This is a genomic window from Mucilaginibacter defluvii, assembly GCF_039543225.1.
Classification (GTDB): Bacteria; Bacteroidota; Bacteroidia; order Sphingobacteriales; family Sphingobacteriaceae; genus Mucilaginibacter; species Mucilaginibacter defluvii.
The window spans coordinates 2,366,577-2,384,554 of sequence record NZ_BAABJI010000002.1; the positions used below are offsets into that span (position 1 = coordinate 2,366,577).

The following is a 17,978-nucleotide window of genomic DNA, read 5'->3' on the forward strand; positions in this document are numbered from 1 at the left end:
AGATACGCGGGCTGATCATTACCTGTTATTAAAGCATGAACAATTACCTTATCTGGTTTATTTCGCTGTTAGCCATAGCCGGTGTCATCATCAGGCCGTTTAAATTACCTGAAGCTGTTTGGGCAACAAGCGGCGCTTCCCTGCTCCTAATCTTCGGGCTTATACCGGTCAAAGCAGCTATTGCCGGGGTTGAAAAGGGGACAGGTGTTTACCTGTTTTTAGCGGGAATGATGCTACTCTCAGAAGCCGCCCGCGAGGAGAAGTTATTCGACTGGATAGCAGCCCATGCTGTAAAAGCATCGCGAGGTTCGGCAAACCGGCTGTTTCTTTTGATCTTTCTGTCGGGTGTCGTCGTAACGGCGCTCCTGTCAAATGATGCAACCGCGGTAGTGTTAACCCCTGCCGTAATAGCCGCCACCCGGGCATCAGACGTAAAAAATAATTTGCCATACTTGTTGATCTGCGCTTTTATTGCCAACGCCGCATCGTTTGTTTTACCCATATCAAACCCGGCAAACCTGGTGATATATCAAACCCGGTTACCGTCATTGGGCAGTTGGTTCGCGCAATTCCTGCTGCCTTCAGTTATCGTTATCGCCCTCACTTATTTTATCCTGAAGCTCTCGCAACGGAAAGCTTTATCAGAAAGATTTAGCACCGATAGCCCGGTAGTTGCCTTGAGCACAACCGGCAGACTGGCGCTTTACGGCATCATATTTACAGTATTTGTGTTGCTTATCTGCTCAGCCTATTCTGTTCCGCTTGGCTGGCCTACTTTTATTACAGGTTTTCTATGTACAGTAATCATCAGCATCATCGATAAAAAATCAATCCTGAAAGCTTTTGGCCACGTATCATGGAGCGTGTTAATACTGGTGGCCGGATTGTTCATAATAGTTGAAGGGCTAACACAAACCGGCATTACGCTTCACCTGGCTACCGTACTTGCAACCGCCGCGAAGCAAAACGTTAACAACGCGGCAATAGCTACCGGCGGAATAATTGGCATAGCCTGCAACCTGATGAATAATTTACCTGCCGGATTAATAGCTGGCGAGATTGCACAAACCGCTGTGATACCTGATTTAGTAAGAAAAGCTATGCTGATTGGCATTGACCTTGGCCCCAACCTTTCGGTTACAGGTTCGCTTGCAACCATACTGTGGTTGCAGGCTTTGCGCCGCGAGGGCGTTACCATAAGTGCCGCACAGTTTTTAAAGACAGGCCTGTTCGTTATGCTGCTGCCCATGCTGGTGATATTATTACTATTGCCTTATATCTAATTAAACTTAACTAAGCAGCTGATTGCGTATTCAGTTTATCTACTGCGTCCATAAAATCGCCAATATCAAAAGGTTTGGCCAGGTAAGCGCTCGCACCGGCATTTTTGGCAATCTCAGCGCCATCGCGGCTGGCTGATATTATAAGCACAGGCAAATGTGCATACGCAGATGTTGAACGTACTTTCGAGATGATCTGATCGCCTGAAAGCACGGGCATCCACAGATCAAGTATCAGTATATCGGGTTGTACCTTCGCCATCCTGTCAAACACCTTTAAACTATTTTGCTCAGTGGTTACTTCGTATTCCTCCGCTTCGAGCACCATTTCCAGCATTTCCAGAATGCCTTCGTCATCGTCACAAATAAGTATCTTTTTCTTCATAGTCCAATTAATTCAGGGGGAGCGTAAAATTAAAGGTCGATCCTTTTCCGTACTCACTGTCAACCCAAAGGCCGCCGCCATGGTTTTTGATGATCTGCTCGCATATATAAAGCCCAATACCCATGCCCGGAAAGCTTTTTTGCGTTTCTGACGAACGGTAGAAACGCTCGAATATCTTTTTCTGATCGGCCGGACTAATGCCCAGCCCGTAATCAGTAACCGAAAATTTTACATAATCGCCCAACACTGCCAGATGCACATCAATACTTGTAGAATCCGGAGAATATTTTATCGCGTTTGACAGCAGGTTACTCACCACCTGGCTCAGTTGCGATTCATCGCCGCGGTATTTTATTCCGGTTTTTCCGCTAACGCGAATGCAGTGGTTGGATGATGCCGCCTGCAGGCTGTCAACCATTTCAGTCACCATTTCGTCCAAATCAAACTCTTCTTTAACCAGGGTGATGTTGCCGGTTTGAATGCGCGATACTTCTAACAACTCCTGTATCAAATTATTAAGCTTATCGGCATGCCTTGCTGTTTTTTTGATGATATCCTTCAACTTTTCGCTTGACTCAGGTGGCAGCAGACGCTCCATAATCTGGATGTAGCCCTTAATAGTGGTTAAAGGCGTTTTTAGTTCATGGCTGGCAACGGACAAGAAATCGTCTTTGCGTTGCTCAATTGCCCGACGTTCGGTAATATCTTCTATAGCTAAAAGTATGCGGTCCTTATACTCCCCTTCCAACTCTATCCTGTGCGCGTTCAGCAGCATCAGCTTTTTGCCGATGTGCGGAAAATTGTGTTCCACTTCAAAATCGAGCACCGGGTTATTTGTAGGCAATATTTTTTCTAACAGCTCTTTAAGCTTAGGTATGTTCCATTGCCCGTTACCCAGATCATAAAGGCTTTTATCCTCGGTTTCGGAAAGACTTACCTTGAAAGTGTTTAAAAAATGCTGATTCGCACTGACTACTTTCAGGCCCGGATCAAGCACCAGCAAACTCTCCCTTACTGTTTGAACTATACTTTGCAAATACTCCCTGCTGGCGTTTAATTCATCAGTACGCTCCGCTATCTTTTCTTCGCGCAACCGCTTTTCGTGCCGCAGATCCTCTTCGGCTTTTTTGCGCCGGGTAACATTATGCTGTACGCCTACAAAATGGGTAACCTTACCCTCTGGCGATTTTATGGGCGATACGTAAAGTTCATTCCAAAACAGTTCGCCATCCTTGCGGTAATTCCTTATCTCTACCGATACGTTTTGCCCGTTTTTAACAGCCTCCCGTAATTTTTCCCGTTCAGGCTGCTGCCGGTCATCTGCCTGCAAAAACCGACAATTGTGTCCAATAATATCATTCTTTTCGTAACCGGTCATCTTCTCAAATGAGCTGTTACAATAAATAATGGGATTGTCGGGCAATTGGTTATCAGTTATGATAATACCTGATACGCTGGCATCTAATGCCGCTTTAATAAGCGTGAGGCTTATTGAATTATCTGAATCGCGGGGTAACTGATCGGCTTTAAACGTATTTTCCATATTCGACAAATAATATTCCCAGATGCGAGTTTAGGAATAAGTGTTTGCCCAACTGCTGGTTTGTGCATCAATATCAAAAAACGTTCCAGTATGATTATTCCATCTTATCTGCGACTGCGCCAGAGGCACTTAAATTCCGGCAATCCGCAAAACTTTAAACAAAACTGCGCTTAATGCGCTTATAAAATACTGGTTTGCAGTTAAAGTGAGCTGGTTTTCCCTTAATAAAACGGCTATGGATTTAATCATTATTATTACCGCTCTGTTAGCAATCAGTACAATTTTTAGTTTTATAAACGCCCGCTGGATAAAACTCCCCGGCGTTATCGGGGTGATGGTTTTAGCCATTGTAGCCGCTTTCATTACGGTAGTAGCCGGATCGGCTGTGTCCGGTTTCACCAAGTTTATACTGGAACTTACCAATTCCATTGATTTTTCAAAAACGCTGCTGGATGTAATGCTGGGCTTTTTACTTTTTGCCAGCGCACTGCATTTTGATGTTAACAAATTACGTGAAAACCTGCGCGGTGTACTGCTGATCAGCACTATAGGTGTTATACTTTCAACCATAATTTTTGCCGGCTTGTTTTATGGGCTACTGCATTTGTGCAGTATGGATATACCATTTATTTATTGCCTGGTATTTGGCGCGCTGATATCACCAACTGATGCTGTTGCTGTAGCCGCATTGCTCACCAAATCAAAAATGCCCGAAAGGTTAAAAACTATCATCTCCGGCGAGTCACTATTTAATGATGGCATCGGCATCGTGCTGTTCGTCAGCTTTTCGGAAGTGGCCAGCATCCCTGAAAAGAATTTTTCGGTCACAGAGGCAGCCAAACTTTTTGGTCAGGAAGTTTTTGGCGGATTGCTGCTGGGTGGTATACTGGGCTTAGCCGCCTACCGCATGATGCGGTTAATACAGGATTTTCAAACCATCGTAATGATATCGGTTACGTTGGTGCTTAGCATAGCGGCGATAGCAGGTATATTCCATGTTTCGGCGCCGTTGGCTGTAGTAGCCGCGGGTCTGCTTATAGGTAGCCACAGCTTTAATCAGCACGAATCTATAAGCCATAGTGAAAACCTGGAGCGCATATGGTCGCTGGCTGATGAATTGCTCAACACGGTACTTTTTGTATTAATTGGCCTGCAACTGGTATCTATAGCAGTTCGGCCAGATTATTTGCTCATCGGCGTAGCGGCTATTGTTATACTACTTGCCGCACGTGCGCTCAGCATTGTGCTACCAATAGCTTTTTTACGGCGAACGCTTTCCCTTCAATATAGCAGTGTAGCAATACTTACCTGGGGCGGTTTACGGGGTGGCATTTCGGTAGCGCTTGCCCTCTCGCTACCTGATTCACCCTACAAACCGTTGATACTTACAGCCGGGTTTGTAATTGTGGTATTCTCTATAGTTGTACAGGGGCTCACGCTTAATAAGTTTATCAATATGCTGGTAAAAAACCCGGGATAGTTCAACGGCAAAGATCAATATAATAATAAACGGTGTTACGTATATGATCATAAACATCGATGGCATTAACGCTAACCCAAGGCCCCCACGCTGCACGTGTTAAAAGCTCGAGCATAAAAAAACACCAAAACCCAGCAGTTATTAAAAGCCATGAGCTTAACGCATACTACAAGCGGTTAACTTAGCTTTTATCAATAACAAACGATGATTTTCGCCATTCATCACACATATTTAAGTTACAAGGGTTTTATATAGATCACACCATTAAACGGATCTATGAAAAACAAACACTTCATTATACTCGGCTTAGCCGGTGCGGCGGCAGCCGCAATAGCGCTTAGCCTTTCGTCATGCGTATCAATACCGAAAGGTGCCCGGGCGGTTACGCCTTTTAATAAAAACAAATACCTGGGTACCTGGTACGAAATTGCACGTATGGATTTTAAGTTTGAGAAGGGCTTGGAACAGGTTACCGCCACCTATTCGTTAATTGATGACGAAACCATCCGCGTTGATAATAAAGGTTACAAAACCAAAGATGGCAAGTGGAAACAAAGCATAGGTAAAGCCAAACCAGCGGGCGAGCCAACCGAGGGCAGATTAAAGGTATCATTCTTCGGCCCGATTTATGCCGGTTATAATATAATAGCTATCGATCCGGATTATCAATATGCGCTGATTGCAGGTAATAACCTCAAGTACCTTTGGCTGCTATCGCGCGAGAAAACAATGCCCGAGGCGGTGAAGCAAAACTACCTGGAAAAAGCCAGGGCACTGGGTTATGATACGGATAAGCTGGTTTGGACAAAACAGTAAGACGAAATATCGCCTCGTTGATCTGGAAGGAAAGTCCGGCATGGTGCGCGTACCAACGCTCATCCTTGCCGGACTTTATATAATCTTAATTGCTGATAGATATCTTTTTTAAAACCTTGCCCTTGCGGTCAATAGCCTGCATGAGTAATGACTTATCAGTGAGGGAAAAAATCATGAAGCCTTGAATGGGTGCAAAGAAATCAACCGGGCCGCGTGGTATCAGCTCTTCATTGGCTTCGCTGCCCGCGCCTGAAATAAAGTGGTGGGTAAATTTTTGCGGCGGATGATAATACTGTAAATGATGCTCGTGGCCGGATAGGTATACATTTACATTATACTTCTCAAACAAACCCTCGAGTGAGTAGCGCATCTCCGGCTTGTTAAGTGCCCGGTTACCGGCTGTATATAACGGATGATGACCAATAACTATCTTCCATTTGATGGTTGAGCTGGTATCAGCCAAAACCGTTTCAAGCCATTGCTTTTGTTTGGCACTATCCTGCTTTATCAGTTCGTCGCGGTATGCGCTTTTATACGATGATGGCTCCAGCGGGTTGGTATCAATAAATACAAACAAAGCCTCAGCATTTTTGCCTACACGGCGTTTAAATGAGTAATACCGCGCAGGCATATTCCAGCGGCCGCTTACCTGCGAATAATCCACCTCGGCCTGCGGGTTTTGATGATAATCATGATTACCCAGCACGGCATACCAGGGGCGGTGCAGCGGGTACTGGTAGAAAACATTCTCAAATGATAGGTTCCAAAGCGGATCGTGCACACTTTGCACCCCGTCGGGGTAAATATTATCACCTGTAGCAACAATAAATTCGGCATTTACACCGGTTACCGCTTTGGCCAGGTTAGCTGCCATATCCTTCTGAAAATATTCGCCTCCGCGGCCAAAATCGCCAACGGCTGCAAATTCAAGGGCGCCGTCAACACTCTCCTGCCCTTTAATATGGCCACCACGGTAACCTTTTATATATTCGGCCTTATAATCTTTAGTTTGGCACAACGCCTGACCGGCTAAGGCAAGCAACACAACGCATAATTTTATCTTCATAAACTACCTGAAATATAATAGCCCCGCTACAATGCAGCAGGGCTATAATTTAAATATTTAATTTAATTAATAACCGGGATTTTGTACCAGGTTAGGGTTAAGCGCCTTTTCGCTGGTTGGTACCGGGTAAATACGTTTATTTACATCGGTATTGGTTTTAAAGCCCCAGGCAGCTTCAAACTTACCAAAACGTATTAAATCATTACGGCGCCAGCCTTCCCAGGCAAATTCACGTCCACGTTCGTCAAGCAATTGATCGAGCGTAATGCCGCTTACCAGCGGAGCTTTGGCACGGGCGCGTATTTTATTCACCAATACATCAGGCGTTTGCAGTTCGCCGTTTACGGTGGTTGCAGTTGCCCCCCTCAAAATAGCTTCGGCTTTCATCATCATCACATCGGCCAGCCTTAGCACCGGCATATCGTTACCCTGATAACGGGTGCTTGAGTTAGCATTCGGATCCGGGTAAAATTTGATAGAGCGCACACCTCTTGCTTTACCTAATTCATCGTTACCAACATCCATGGTAGCGGGCCGCACCAATGGCATTTCGGGCGTAAAATCCAGATGGTAATCAACCGCTGCCGAACCATCAGCGCCTGTATAACTCGCATCAACACCTTTTTTGGTTGATTTAATGATTACCGGCGAGCCATTATTTTCATATTGCTTACCGGCCAGCCAGGTAGTATTACGCACGTCGCCGGCAAGGTTAAATTTCTCATAAAAATCTTTAATGGTGCTCAACGCGATACTCGGGCGGAAGGGGATACTGTATTTAGCCTGTAAGGCGGTATGCAAGCCAAATCGAGTAAAGTGATTACCCTCGGCCACGTTCGGATCATACGGAATGGCGAATATGGTCTCCTTTATTTGCGGGCCATTGTTAGGCGCGAATAAGGTCATGTAATCGGCATCTAAAGAGTAAATACTTTTCGCGCCGTTTAAAACACTATCAGCCATGGCAACGGTTTCAGTATATTTAGACTGGCCCGTGTAGTACTGAGCGTTCAAATATAATTTTTCTAATAGGGTAAACGCCATCCACTTGGTTGGGCGGCCGTAGTTTAACTGCCCGGCTGTAGTACTCAGGTTAGGGATCGCTTCTTTCAACTCCTTCTCAATAAAAGCAAATATCTCAGCACGTGCTGTCGTTTTAGGCGGACTTGTAACCGGAAAACTTGTTATCAGGGGTATGTTTCCGTATAAATCCATCATAAAAAAATAATAAAGGGCGCGCATAGTACGCATCTCAGCCATTACCTGGCGCTTGGTATCACTTTCGGGAGTAGCCGCAAATAAATTCAATACACGGTTGCAGGTGTTTATACCACCAAAACCCCACTCCCAGTTAGATCGAACGTTCGGGTGATCAGGCCCCCAGGTATGGAGGTGCAGAAAACGGTACTGCCCGCCATCGTCATAGTTACCATCACGGGCTGGGATGATGGCTTCATCTGTTGATAACTCCTGCATGCGCCAGTAATCTACCGCGTAAATGGAGCGCAACTGCGTGTAAACCGGGCCGGTTGCAGCGATGTAACTTTCCGGGTTTTGCGGAAAGTTGTCGCGGGTTAACTCTGATTCAACTTCTGTATCCAACTTACAACCGGTAATAGCAACAGCTAATAGCGCGGTAAATACATATATTTTTTTCATGTTTATTGCTGTTTAAAAATTTACTGTCATGCCTAACAGGTATGATTGTGTTTTTGGATAAAAATTATTGTTATCAATACCCGGCGTCTGGCCACCAATATTTATTTCAGGATCAATACCTCTGTAATTGGTTATGATGAACAGGTTATTGCCGGTTGCATAAAAACGAAGGCTTTTAACAGCGTTTGTTTTCAGCTTTAAAGTATACCCCAACGTGGCATTATCTAAGCGCAGATATGATCCGCTTTCCAGATATCTATCTGAAAGAATGTATGCATTATTATCTGTAGGAGTTTCGCCCAAGGTAAACTTGGGGATGTTAACGTTAGTCGCATCTGATGGGCTGTTTAGATTAGCAAGCGTGGCATTAAGCACCTTATTTCCGTAAACGCCGCGTAAAAAGAAGCTGAAGTCAAAATCTTTGTAAACAAGACTGTTGTTCCAACCATATAGCAGTTTAGGTTGCGCACTGCCGGCTACTGAAAAATCGGCCACAACCGGCGGTTGGTTACTTATAGTGCCATCAGCCTTATAAAATTGCGATATGCCATTTGCGTCTTTACCGGCATAACGGGCTAGCAGGAATGACCCTATCGGACTACCCTCCTGTACAATTTGCGATGGATTGGCGGACTGGCCTTTACCACCTAAAAATGCTGTACGAACATATGGCAATGTAAATACATCATTAGATAGCGATACCAGCTTATTTGTGTTATGTGAGAAGTTAAGTGTTGTTGTCCATTTAAAGTTTTTACCGCTGAAAGGTTTAGCAGTTAATATTACCTCAACACCTTTGTTGCTTACTTCGCCGGCATTAGCTGTTAAGTAAGGCACATAGTATTGAGTAGTAGATACCGGATAATCCCATATCAAATCCTTTGTGCGTTTATCATAAACATCAACCGAACCGGTTAATATGTTATTGAATAAAGCAAAGTCAACACCTATGTTGGCCATATTAGTACGTTCCCATTTAAGATCCGGGTTATCATTCTGGTACGGACCGATAGCGTTGATATATCTGCCATTATAATAAAACCTTGACGCTGCCCGGTATAAAAACCAACGGGTAAATGCATTAAAGCCCTGTGTGTTACCGGAACTTCCGTAGCCGGCGCGAAGCTTTAGGTCATTTACAAAACGCACATTTTCCATAAAGCTTTCTTTGCTGATGTTCCATCCGAGCGATACAGCCGGGAAGTAACCCCATCTGTTGTTGATACCAAACGCCGAAGAACCGTCGCGACGAAGAGATGCCTGGAAAAGATATTTATACTTATAATTATACTGCGCCCTTCCGTAAAAAGATATCAACCTTAAAGTAGAGATAGGCTGCAGCGTGTTATAGTCAGGCACAACGCCGCTTAACGGATCACCTAAACCTAAATTCTGATAGCCAAGCACATCGGTAACAAAATTTCTGTTTGAGGTACTAAAACCATCGTTATTTCTATCCTCCTGCCATGAGTAACCAGCCAGTAATTTCACATCATGATCCCCAAAGGCTTTGTCATAATTAAAAAATGACTCCAATACCTTTTTGTTATTTGTATAGCTATTGCGTAAGGCATAACCGTTATAACCTTGCGCCAGGCCCGATGCACGGGTATAATAGGTATTATTGTTGTTCTGCTCATCCTGGTACGACACGCTTAAGGTATACTTCAAGCCATCAAACAACTTAGCCTCTGCCATAGCGTTACCCAAAAAGGTTTTTACTTTACCATCCAACATTGAATTTTCAACTAACGATACCGGGTTTAGGTAACCGCGGGTACGCGTAAAGTTTTCAGTAAAGCTGCCGTCGGGTTGCCTCACATTAACCGTAGGCAAATAAGTAAGCATATTCAGGTAAACCTCGTTAGGTATGTTACTGGTTGAAGTAACGCTGTTCACCGCTGATACATTCAGGCGCAGGCGGTCGTTAAAATATTTCTGATCAATATTGGCACGAAGTATAAAGCGTTCCAGTTCCGAATCCTTGATGATACCCTGATTTTTCAGGTAGTTCATGCTTACGTTATATGCTGTTTTACCACTGTTACCGCTTAACGACAGGTTGTGGTTATGCGAAAAAGCACTACGGGTAAGTTCCTTCTGCCAATCCGTGTTAGCACCTTCGTTATTGTCAACCGGGTTAAGGCTACGGTTGTTATCCGCCAGGTATTTGCGCAATTCGTCGCCGCTTAATACTTCAATCTGGTTTGATACCTTTTCAAAGCCGGCATACGCGCTGTAGCTTAAACGGGGCTCGCCAGGTTTTGCCTTACGTGTGGTTACCATGATAACGCCATTGGCTGCGCGAGAACCGTAAATAGCCGTTGATGACGCGTCTTTCAACACATCCATCGTCATGATATCCTCAGGTGCCAGCAAGGCTATTGAAGCACCAGGCACACCATCAATTACATAAAATGGTTCCTGCGCGCCGCTACGTAATGTTGATGGGCCACGCAAAATAATGGCACCGGTTTCGTTAGGGTTACCGCTGCGGGTAACGTTAAGTCCCGCTACTTTACCCTGTAGTAATTGCGCCGGAGAACTGATCACCCCGCGGTTAAAATCCTCTGCCTGTACCGAAGTAATGGCGCCCGTAACCTCGGCTTTGCTCGAGCGGCCGTAACCGGTTACCACTACCTGCGAAAGCGCGGTTGCGCCCTCTTTAAGCACCACGGCAAGCGATATTTTATTGCCGGCGGTAGCCGTATACCCGGTTAAGGTTTTGCTTAAGTAACCTACATAAGTGAAGGTAAAGCTGTAATTTCCTCCGTTTTCGAGGTTATTGATATTAAACATACCATCCTTATCAGTAACCGAGCTGATGGCTTTACCTGATGAGATGTTTTGGGCGTTAACCGTTACGCCGGGTAACGCTACCCCGGTTGAATCTTTAACGATACCGGTAGCCGACGGCGCGGTTTGCGCACGGGCGGTTGCAAAGCTTACCAGGCAGGCTAAAAGCAGCATCGCTGTTTTCAGGCTCACCTTAAAGCGTAATTTGTAGTTTTTGAGCATAGTAAGTTGGTTTACGTGTTGAATAATTATTTTTTCTTTTTAAGATTTTGAGGCGTTATGATGTAAGCAGTATCCGCTTTACTTATAGTAAGTTTATTGAGCGTACCGATGGTGGTAAGCATTGATGGCAGCGAGTCGGCAGCCATGTTGAAATCGCCGGTAAACCGGTATTTTTTCAAATCGACGTTAACGGTGATAGAAATACCGTATAACTCCTGTAGCTTGCTGAATACATTGGGCAAAGGCTGGTTCATAAACCGCAGCGTGTCTCCGCTGATTTTTACCGAGCCTGCAACAACAGCCGGTTTATTGATAACCGGATTTTCATCCAAGCGCTTTAAGGTTACATCACCGGTTGTTTTATTAAACACCAATTGTTTACCCGGCAGCAGGTATTGCGGCTTAAACTTATTATTTGTGTTAATAACCCTGACTTTACCCGAGTGCAACTTGACCTTAGTAATCTGCTCGGCAGGCCATGCGGTTATGGTAAAAACTGTCCCGAGCGCGGTGGTGGCTACCTCGCCTGAAAATACGGTGAAGGGCCGCGTTTTGTCCTTTGCTACTTTAAACTTTGCTACACCGGTAAGGTAAATATCGCGTGTACGGCTTTTAAACGGCAGCTTGTATTTTACAGATGAACCCGGGTACAAAGCAACGTCAGATCCATCATCAAGCAAAATATGCTGAACACGGTTTCCGTGGTTTGTAGTGTTTTGCCAGTTTACTACACGTGCCGGAACTGATACATAATGTTTGCTTACCGGTATAGGCCACGTTAACTGAAATATAAAGAGACCGGCAAATAACAGCAGGCTTGCCGCCACACTTACGTACCGCCATAACCTGAACGATTTTTTTCCGGGTACGGGCTGATGTTCAATTTGAACGAGTACGGCATCCAGCATTTGTGCCGACTTTTGCGGATGAGGGTGTTTGCCGCCGTCAAACTGCGTCCACTCCTTCTCGCTGAGCAAACGCTCAATTATTTCGGGGTGCCGCTGTAAATACTGATAAACCTGTTCGGCTTCTTCAGCAGTGCACTGCCTGTTAAAATACTTCCGTATAAGTTCGTCGGTTGGATGCATATACTCCCAATACGGGAGCCGCGCACTTAACCCCTAATGCTTAACAATTATTTAACAATGCATCTAATAACACAGTTACTGCAACGCTTAGGGCGGCCTTACGGAGTTGCTTTATTGCGAGCGTAATGTGGTTTTCAACTGTCTTGGTAGATATGGACAGCATCTCCGCAATTTCGGCATTGGTGAAATGATTGAACCGGCTTAGTTTAAATACCATTTTACGCGTGGGTGGTAATAGTTCGATGGCATTGTGCACCTGCTTAAGTGTTTCTTTGTCGGAAAGTTTATCATCAACCGGCTGATTGAAATCGCGCTCCAATTCATTGATCATGTTATTGCGAACCGCATCTTTACGCAATTCATCGATCATGGCCGTACGCGCAATGCGAAACAATTGCACATCTAAATCATACACCTCAGAAATGAGATGCCGCTTTTCCCAAAACTTGATAAACGTGAGTTGAGTAACCTCTTCGGCCAGGTAGGTTGACGAGGTTTTATGGGCGATATAAGCATAAATTTTTTGATGATACTGGTAGTATATCATCTTAAAAGTGGTAATACAACCCAGCTTAATTGCGTGCACATTTTCCATCAGTGCAAAATTTTCAGATAAGTATTACTTGCGTGCTACCTGTTTGTTAGGTAATCATTAATTCACGCGATTATAATTGGTTACTACAGTAATATAATTCAGGCTTGATGATATGGTTGCGGCTTAATAATTATCCATCAAAAGGAAACCGTTTTTACCGCCACATGTTAAAATATCGAAACAAATATCACAACTAATCTGCAATAATGAAAACCGGCGGGTTGTGATAGTTAAAATGAATGATTGATTATGAAAACGTCACGAAAAGTAGTAATAATAACCGGTGCCTCAAGTGGTGTAGGTGCGGCAGCCGCACTGGAATTTGCAACCTATAAAACGCAATTGGTATTGGCCGCGCGAAACGAAAATGCCTTAGAAAAAGTGGCCGATGAATGCCGCGCGTTGGGCGCCAAAGCCCTGGTAGTGGTTACTGATGTTACCGATACCAAAGCGATGATCAATCTGGCAAATAAGGCCAATGATCATTACGGGCATGTAGATGTGTGGATCAATAACGCCGGCGTACTTGGCGCAGGTGATTTTGATGTTACCCCAATGGAAACGCATGAGCAGATCATCCGCACCAATTTAATTGGTTACATGAACGGCGCGCATGCCGTACTGCCGGTTTTTAAAGCGCAGGGCTATGGCACCATCATCAACAATATATCCATAGGCGGATACTTGCCTGTACCCTACGGAGCAGGCTACACGGCAAGCAAATTTGGCTTGAGGGGATTTTCAGAATCACTAAAAGCGGAACTGAAAGCATGGCCTGGTATCCACGTTTGTGACCTGTTTCCCGCGTTTTTAGATACCCCGGGCATATACCACGCCGCCAACTATACCGGTAAAATGCTAAAACCTGCTCCACCTGTTTACGATCCGGTTAAAGTAGCGCGAGCCATGGTTCAGTTGAGCAATCAGCCAAAATCAAACACCTATGTAGGCGGCACTTCGTTGTTACTAAAGTTTGCCCATGCCATAGCCCCCGAAGCCACCGCCAACATTACCGGGTGGGTAATGCGCAGGTATTTTAAGGTTGCTGATGATGTGGCTTTAACAGATGGTAATACCTATAACACCGTTGATTTTGGTACCGGCATACACGGGGGATTTAATTTGCCTATGGCTCCAAAACAAAAACGAAACCTGATAGCGGGCGCGGCTTTAGCCGGTTTCGCGGCCACCTGGCTATTACTCCGAAAGTAGAAATGGCGGCTCAGGCCACCATTTCTACTGTTTCTCTGAACACTAAATGAAAATCGGGATTTTGCAGCCAGTCGATAGTTCGGTGAATGCGGCTGTCAAGCGGCCCCCACCTTTGCGGTTCGCCATCCATACTGATCACGATACTTGGTGTTTTAAACGCCGACGCGATGTGTGATACGCCCGTACAATTTGATATGAGCATGGCGGCATCTTTAATCAACACAGCTACAGCGCCCATACTGGTTTTGCCTGCCAGATCAATAGCGTCGGTGCGCATATGCTCCTTTACCTGGTCAATTATCTCCTGCTCCTCGGCTGTTCCGGTAATTACTACTTTATAACCTTGCTCGGCGCAATAATCAGCCAGGGCAGCGAAGTATTGTACGGGCCACTGACGCCAGGAACCGCGCGAACCCGGATGCACGCAAATGTATTTTTGTGGTTCGATATTCAGGTTTAACTGAGCGAAAGCACTTTCATCATCGGCAGTCAGCGGAAATTCAAGCGAGGTACCTTGCGATGGGATGCCTAAAAATTCCATCAGCTTTACATGGCGCTCAATTTCATGGCCTTCGTCCGGATAGAGCATAAACAAACTGTTGCCCGGCGCGTAATGCCCGTCAATTTTATATCCGGCCGTATACCGGGCACCAAATAATTCAACCATCGGGTTAACAACAGACCCATTACCCTGCATTTGAATGGCCAGATCAAACTCGCGCACTTGCATTTCGGCTAAAAAGCCGGTAAAATCAACCGGTTCAAACTTTTGCTCGGGTAAACCCGGATAGCCCGGGAAATGGATAAAATCGTCAAAATATTTATGAAACCGCTGGGTGAATGATTTGCCCCAGGGCAAACCTACCAATGTGATCTTGGCCTGCGGATATGCCGCGCGCAGCGCCCTGAAGGCCGGTACAGCGCATAACATATCGCCCAATTGAAGCGCCCTGAATATGGCAATGCTCTTTATTTCGGTTACTGGTAACTTCATTAATTCATATAAATAATACACGGTATTTAACGGCGCCATACCATTGCCAGTATATGGATGCAAACGGAATTACCAAAGAGGTAACAATCATTTCGGCAACATGGGCTAGCGCCAGGCTGGTTGTTTGCAACCGCTTGTAAATAAAATAAAGGGTAAGCACCAGCCACATGGCAGCGCCTGCCAGTGCCATTAAGGTATCGGTTAATAACACTCCCGCCAGCATTACTAAAACGGCGGTTATGATGCCATAATACAATACCGGTGGTGCAGGCTGTATTTTTTGGCGATACAACCCAGGATATTTTTTATATAGCAAAGCGTTAAACATGGTCTTTTTTTGCTCGCGGATGCTTACACCCCACGCGGCATGCCTTACGGGATGGGTTACTATTGCTGTATTTACGCGCGTTACCGGAATGTGGTTAGCAATGAGCTTAAACTCAAGATCGCTATCTTCCCGCCAGGCCATGCTGAAATCCTCATCAAAACCGCCGGTTTTAACCAGTGCGGCTTTGGTGCAGGCGCAGTTAGCCGTAATAAAATCAGCAAACTGCAGGCCTGCGGTATTTTTTTCAAAATCTGTAGGGCGCTTGTTCACCGGGACTATCACCTTACCGGTAATGGCGGCGTATTCCTGATCCTTTAAATGTTGGTATAACTGATCAAGCCAATGAATATCCGGCACGCAATCATCATCCGTAAAAGCAATAATAGATCCTTTAGCATTCAGCCAACCGCAGTTACGCGCGGCGGCAGGTCCTTTCTTTGTAGACAGCGGTAAGTAGCGCAACGCCGGATATTCATACCCGGCAAATCCGTTAAATATGCGTTGGGTCTCATCGTCAGGGCCATCGCTTACCACAATAATCTCATACCTGTCCTTCTCAAAACGCTGCTGTAACAACGCTTTAAGGCAGCGCACCAATAACTGGGTGCGTTTATAGGTGGGAATTATTACAGATATAGCTATGCTCATTTTTCGATTACAAATGATCCGATAATCAATGCGTCAAAAGGCGATGTCCAGAAGCATTCGATGGCGTCGCGCGGGGTGCAAACAATGGGCTTGCCGAGTGTATTGAACGAGGTGTTAACCAATACCGGCACACCGGTTTTACGCTCAAAGGCCTTTAACAGATCGTAATAATTTTTATGCTGATTGTCATTGATGGTTTGTATACGGGCCGTACCATCAGTGTGCCTTACAGCAGGTATCTTGTCGGCTTTATCGGGCTTAACATCATAAATAAATAACATAAACGGTGAGTAACGGGCATTCTCAAACCATTCGGCGGCCTTTTCTTCCAGCACCACAGGCGCTACCGGCCTGAAATCCTCACGGTCCTTCACTTCATTTAGTCTCGCCTGCATTTGCGGATTGATAGGTGATGCCAATATAGAACGGCTCCCTAATGCACGCGGACCAAATTCCATACGCCCCTGGTACCAGCCGATAATTTTATCCTGCGCCAAAATATCGGCGGTTTCTTCGGCAATATTATTCAGTTTGCGGTACGGTACCTTCCACAATTTCATTGACTTTTCAATCTCTTCATCAGTATATTCAGGCCCCCAATAGCAGTGCGTCATTTCAAAGCTGCGCTCGTTGGTGTTACGCTGTTGCGCATCTACCCAAAGGGCTGCACCTAATGCGGTACCATCATCGCCCGAAGCCGGTTGTACCCAAACATTTTTAAAAGCTCCCCTGTCGCGAATGCGGGCATTGGCTACGCAGTTAAGCGCCACACCACCTGCAAGACAAAGGTTTTCTTCCTGCGTTTCTTTTTGCAGCCAGCCGGTAAGCTCAAGCATGCTTTCTTCAATAACCAATTGCAGCGAATGCGCAATATTGAAATGGAACGACGTAAATTCCTCATGGCGTAAGCGTTTCGGGCCAAAACGTTCCTCCAAATTTTGATTGTTGATGGTATATTGACCTTTTTCTCCTATTTGAACAATCTCCCTAAAATCATTGACAAACTCAGGTTTACCGTATGATGCCAGCGCCATTACCTTATATTCGTCAGAGGAGTGCAGGAAACCCAGGTGTGTAGTTACATCCTCATACAACAAACCTAACGAGTGCGGCATATTTACCTGCCCGATGCGGTTGAGCTGCTGCCCGGCACCAACGTTGTAAGTGGTAGTAGCCAGCTCCCCACGGCCGTCAACCGTCATTACGGCAGCGTTAGCGTATGGCGAACAATTGAACGCGCTTGCCGCGTGCGATACGTGATGTTCTACAAAGTGCCATTTATCGCGCTGAATATTGCAGCCTATAAAGCGTTTTTGCAAATGATGCGGATAGCCATCGCGTAACTGGCCCGGCGCATTGATGATTGACGACAGGAACAAAGGATCCCATACGTTGCGAAAATCGTCGTCTAATGCTGACGAACCTTCTTCAAAAGGTATCTCGATGGTTGATTTGCCACGGTATTTTTCGCCTATCAGCAAATAAGGATCAAACGAATAAGCAATGTGGTCAACATCGTTAATGTGAATGCCTGCTATTTTAAGGCAATAATCTATAGCATGAAAAGGCAGCTCCCATGTTGAAAACGGAACAGGCCTTTTGCCATGCTTAAAATGAGTAAAGCGCTCCTCCTCGGTAGCGGCTAATAAAATACCGTCTTTTATGATACACGCAGCCGAGTCGTGAAATACAGCATTGATGCCCAGTACATACATTGCGATAAAGTGTAATTGATGTTTAACTTTTGTTAGATGTTATACTATTACAATAAATTGAACGCCTTGTTTATATTTTAATTTAAAAATTTTAATTATTATTAATTTATTATAAAAATATATTAAAAGCAAAAGCCGGTATTGTACAATA

General features: G+C 45.1%; 14 protein-coding genes. 4 read left to right on the plus strand and 10 right to left on the minus strand.

Annotated elements, in window-relative coordinates; translation table 11 throughout:
• The first annotated feature begins 35 nt into the window (after positions 1-35).
• Positions 36-1,283 carry an arsenic transporter gene (locus ABD960_RS16805; protein ID WP_345332755.1) on the plus strand — a complete coding sequence of 416 codons (1,248 nt, stop codon included), beginning with the start codon at positions 36-38 and terminating at the stop codon, positions 1,281-1,283.
• A 10-nt stretch (positions 1,284-1,293) separates the two neighbouring features.
• Here the strand turns inward: ABD960_RS16805 and ABD960_RS16810 are convergent, their stop codons facing one another.
• Positions 1,294-1,665 carry a response regulator gene (locus ABD960_RS16810; RefSeq protein WP_345332758.1) on the minus strand — a complete coding sequence of 124 codons (372 nt, stop codon included), beginning with the start codon at positions 1,663-1,665 and terminating at the stop codon, positions 1,294-1,296.
• A gap of 7 nt (positions 1,666-1,672) precedes the next feature.
• Positions 1,673-3,208, minus strand: coding sequence for a PAS domain-containing sensor histidine kinase (locus tag ABD960_RS16815; RefSeq protein ID WP_345332760.1), 1,536 nt, complete (start codon positions 3,206-3,208; stop codon positions 1,673-1,675).
• A gap of 235 nt (positions 3,209-3,443) precedes the next feature.
• On the opposite strand from ABD960_RS16815, the gene ABD960_RS16820 reads away from it, so the two are divergent.
• Both ABD960_RS16820 and ABD960_RS16825 read left to right on the plus strand, forming a co-directional pair.
• Positions 3,444-4,688, plus strand: a complete 1,245-nt coding sequence (locus tag ABD960_RS16820) for a cation:proton antiporter (protein WP_345332762.1) — start codon at positions 3,444-3,446, stop codon at positions 4,686-4,688.
• A 276-nt stretch (positions 4,689-4,964) separates the two neighbouring features.
• Positions 4,965-5,504 carry a lipocalin family protein gene (locus ABD960_RS16825; RefSeq protein WP_345332764.1) on the plus strand — a complete coding sequence of 180 codons (540 nt, stop codon included), beginning with the start codon at positions 4,965-4,967 and terminating at the stop codon, positions 5,502-5,504.
• 85 nt (positions 5,505-5,589) lie between these two features.
• On the opposite strand, the gene ABD960_RS16830 is transcribed toward ABD960_RS16825, so the two are convergent.
• The 5 genes from ABD960_RS16830 to ABD960_RS16850 all read right to left on the minus strand — a co-directional run bounded on the left by ABD960_RS16830 (position 5,590) and on the right by ABD960_RS16850 (position 12,930).
• Positions 5,590-6,570, minus strand: coding sequence for a metallophosphoesterase (locus tag ABD960_RS16830; protein ID WP_345332766.1), 981 nt, complete (start codon positions 6,568-6,570; stop codon positions 5,590-5,592).
• Between the two features lie 66 nt (positions 6,571-6,636).
• On the minus strand, positions 6,637-8,229 hold the full coding sequence (locus tag ABD960_RS16835; protein ID WP_345332768.1) for a RagB/SusD family nutrient uptake outer membrane protein: 1,593 nt from the start codon (positions 8,227-8,229) through the stop codon (positions 6,637-6,639).
• Positions 8,230-8,241: 12 nt separating this feature from the next.
• The gene (locus tag ABD960_RS16840) at positions 8,242-11,247 is read right to left on the minus strand and encodes a SusC/RagA family TonB-linked outer membrane protein (RefSeq protein WP_345332771.1); all 3,006 of its coding nucleotides are present in this window, start codon (positions 11,245-11,247) and stop codon (positions 8,242-8,244) included.
• Positions 11,248-11,273: 26 nt separating this feature from the next.
• Positions 11,274-12,335, minus strand: coding sequence for a FecR domain-containing protein (locus ABD960_RS16845; protein WP_345332773.1), 1,062 nt, complete (start codon positions 12,333-12,335; stop codon positions 11,274-11,276).
• 40 nt (positions 12,336-12,375) lie between these two features.
• Entirely contained in the window at positions 12,376-12,930 is a 555-nt protein-coding gene (locus ABD960_RS16850; protein ID WP_345332775.1) for an RNA polymerase sigma-70 factor, read from the minus strand.
• Positions 12,931-13,179: 249 nt separating this feature from the next.
• On the opposite strand from ABD960_RS16850, the gene ABD960_RS16855 reads away from it, so the two are divergent.
• Positions 13,180-14,142: an SDR family oxidoreductase gene (locus ABD960_RS16855; RefSeq protein ID WP_345332778.1), complete on the plus strand. Its 963-nt coding sequence runs from the start codon at positions 13,180-13,182 to the stop codon at positions 14,140-14,142.
• A 10-nt stretch (positions 14,143-14,152) separates the two neighbouring features.
• Here the strand turns inward: ABD960_RS16855 and ABD960_RS16860 are convergent, their stop codons facing one another.
• From ABD960_RS16860 to ABD960_RS16870, 3 genes are read right to left on the minus strand one after another with little or no spacing between them, the layout of a single operon-like run.
• Positions 14,153-15,136, minus strand: a complete 984-nt coding sequence (locus ABD960_RS16860; RefSeq protein ID WP_345332780.1) for a glycosyltransferase family 9 protein — start codon at positions 15,134-15,136, stop codon at positions 14,153-14,155.
• Positions 15,137-15,140: 4 nt separating this feature from the next.
• Positions 15,141-16,112 (minus strand): glycosyltransferase family 2 protein, encoded by a 972-nt coding sequence (locus tag ABD960_RS16865; RefSeq protein ID WP_345332783.1) that lies wholly within the window; start codon positions 16,110-16,112, stop codon positions 15,141-15,143.
• Positions 16,109-17,827 carry a carbamoyltransferase family protein gene (locus ABD960_RS16870; RefSeq protein ID WP_345332786.1) on the minus strand — a complete coding sequence of 573 codons (1,719 nt, stop codon included), beginning with the start codon at positions 17,825-17,827 and terminating at the stop codon, positions 16,109-16,111. Before ABD960_RS16870 ends, ABD960_RS16865 begins: the two co-directional genes overlap by 4 nt.
• Positions 17,828-17,978: the final 151 nt, after the last annotated feature.

Coding starts and splice junctions, on each gene's coding strand:
- ABD960_RS16805 (WP_345332755.1), top strand. CDS start 36: ATGAACAATTACCTTATCTGGTTTATTTCGCTGTTAGCCATAGCCGGT.
- ABD960_RS16810 (WP_345332758.1), bottom strand. CDS start 1,665: ATGAAGAAAAAGATACTTATTTGTGACGATGACGAAGGCATTCTGGAA.
- ABD960_RS16815 (WP_345332760.1), bottom strand. CDS start 3,208: ATGGAAAATACGTTTAAAGCCGATCAGTTACCCCGCGATTCAGATAAT.
- ABD960_RS16820 (WP_345332762.1), top strand. CDS start 3,444: ATGGATTTAATCATTATTATTACCGCTCTGTTAGCAATCAGTACAATT.
- ABD960_RS16825 (WP_345332764.1), top strand. CDS start 4,965: ATGAAAAACAAACACTTCATTATACTCGGCTTAGCCGGTGCGGCGGCA.
- ABD960_RS16830 (WP_345332766.1), bottom strand. CDS start 6,570: ATGAAGATAAAATTATGCGTTGTGTTGCTTGCCTTAGCCGGTCAGGCG.
- ABD960_RS16835 (WP_345332768.1), bottom strand. CDS start 8,229: ATGAAAAAAATATATGTATTTACCGCGCTATTAGCTGTTGCTATTACC.
- ABD960_RS16840 (WP_345332771.1), bottom strand. CDS start 11,247: ATGCTCAAAAACTACAAATTACGCTTTAAGGTGAGCCTGAAAACAGCG.
- ABD960_RS16845 (WP_345332773.1), bottom strand. CDS start 12,335: ATGCATCCAACCGACGAACTTATACGGAAGTATTTTAACAGGCAGTGC.
- ABD960_RS16850 (WP_345332775.1), bottom strand. CDS start 12,930: ATGGAAAATGTGCACGCAATTAAGCTGGGTTGTATTACCACTTTTAAG.
- ABD960_RS16855 (WP_345332778.1), top strand. CDS start 13,180: ATGAAAACGTCACGAAAAGTAGTAATAATAACCGGTGCCTCAAGTGGT.
- ABD960_RS16860 (WP_345332780.1), bottom strand. CDS start 15,136: ATGAAGTTACCAGTAACCGAAATAAAGAGCATTGCCATATTCAGGGCG.
- ABD960_RS16865 (WP_345332783.1), bottom strand. CDS start 16,112: ATGAGCATAGCTATATCTGTAATAATTCCCACCTATAAACGCACCCAG.
- ABD960_RS16870 (WP_345332786.1), bottom strand. CDS start 17,827: ATGTATGTACTGGGCATCAATGCTGTATTTCACGACTCGGCTGCGTGT.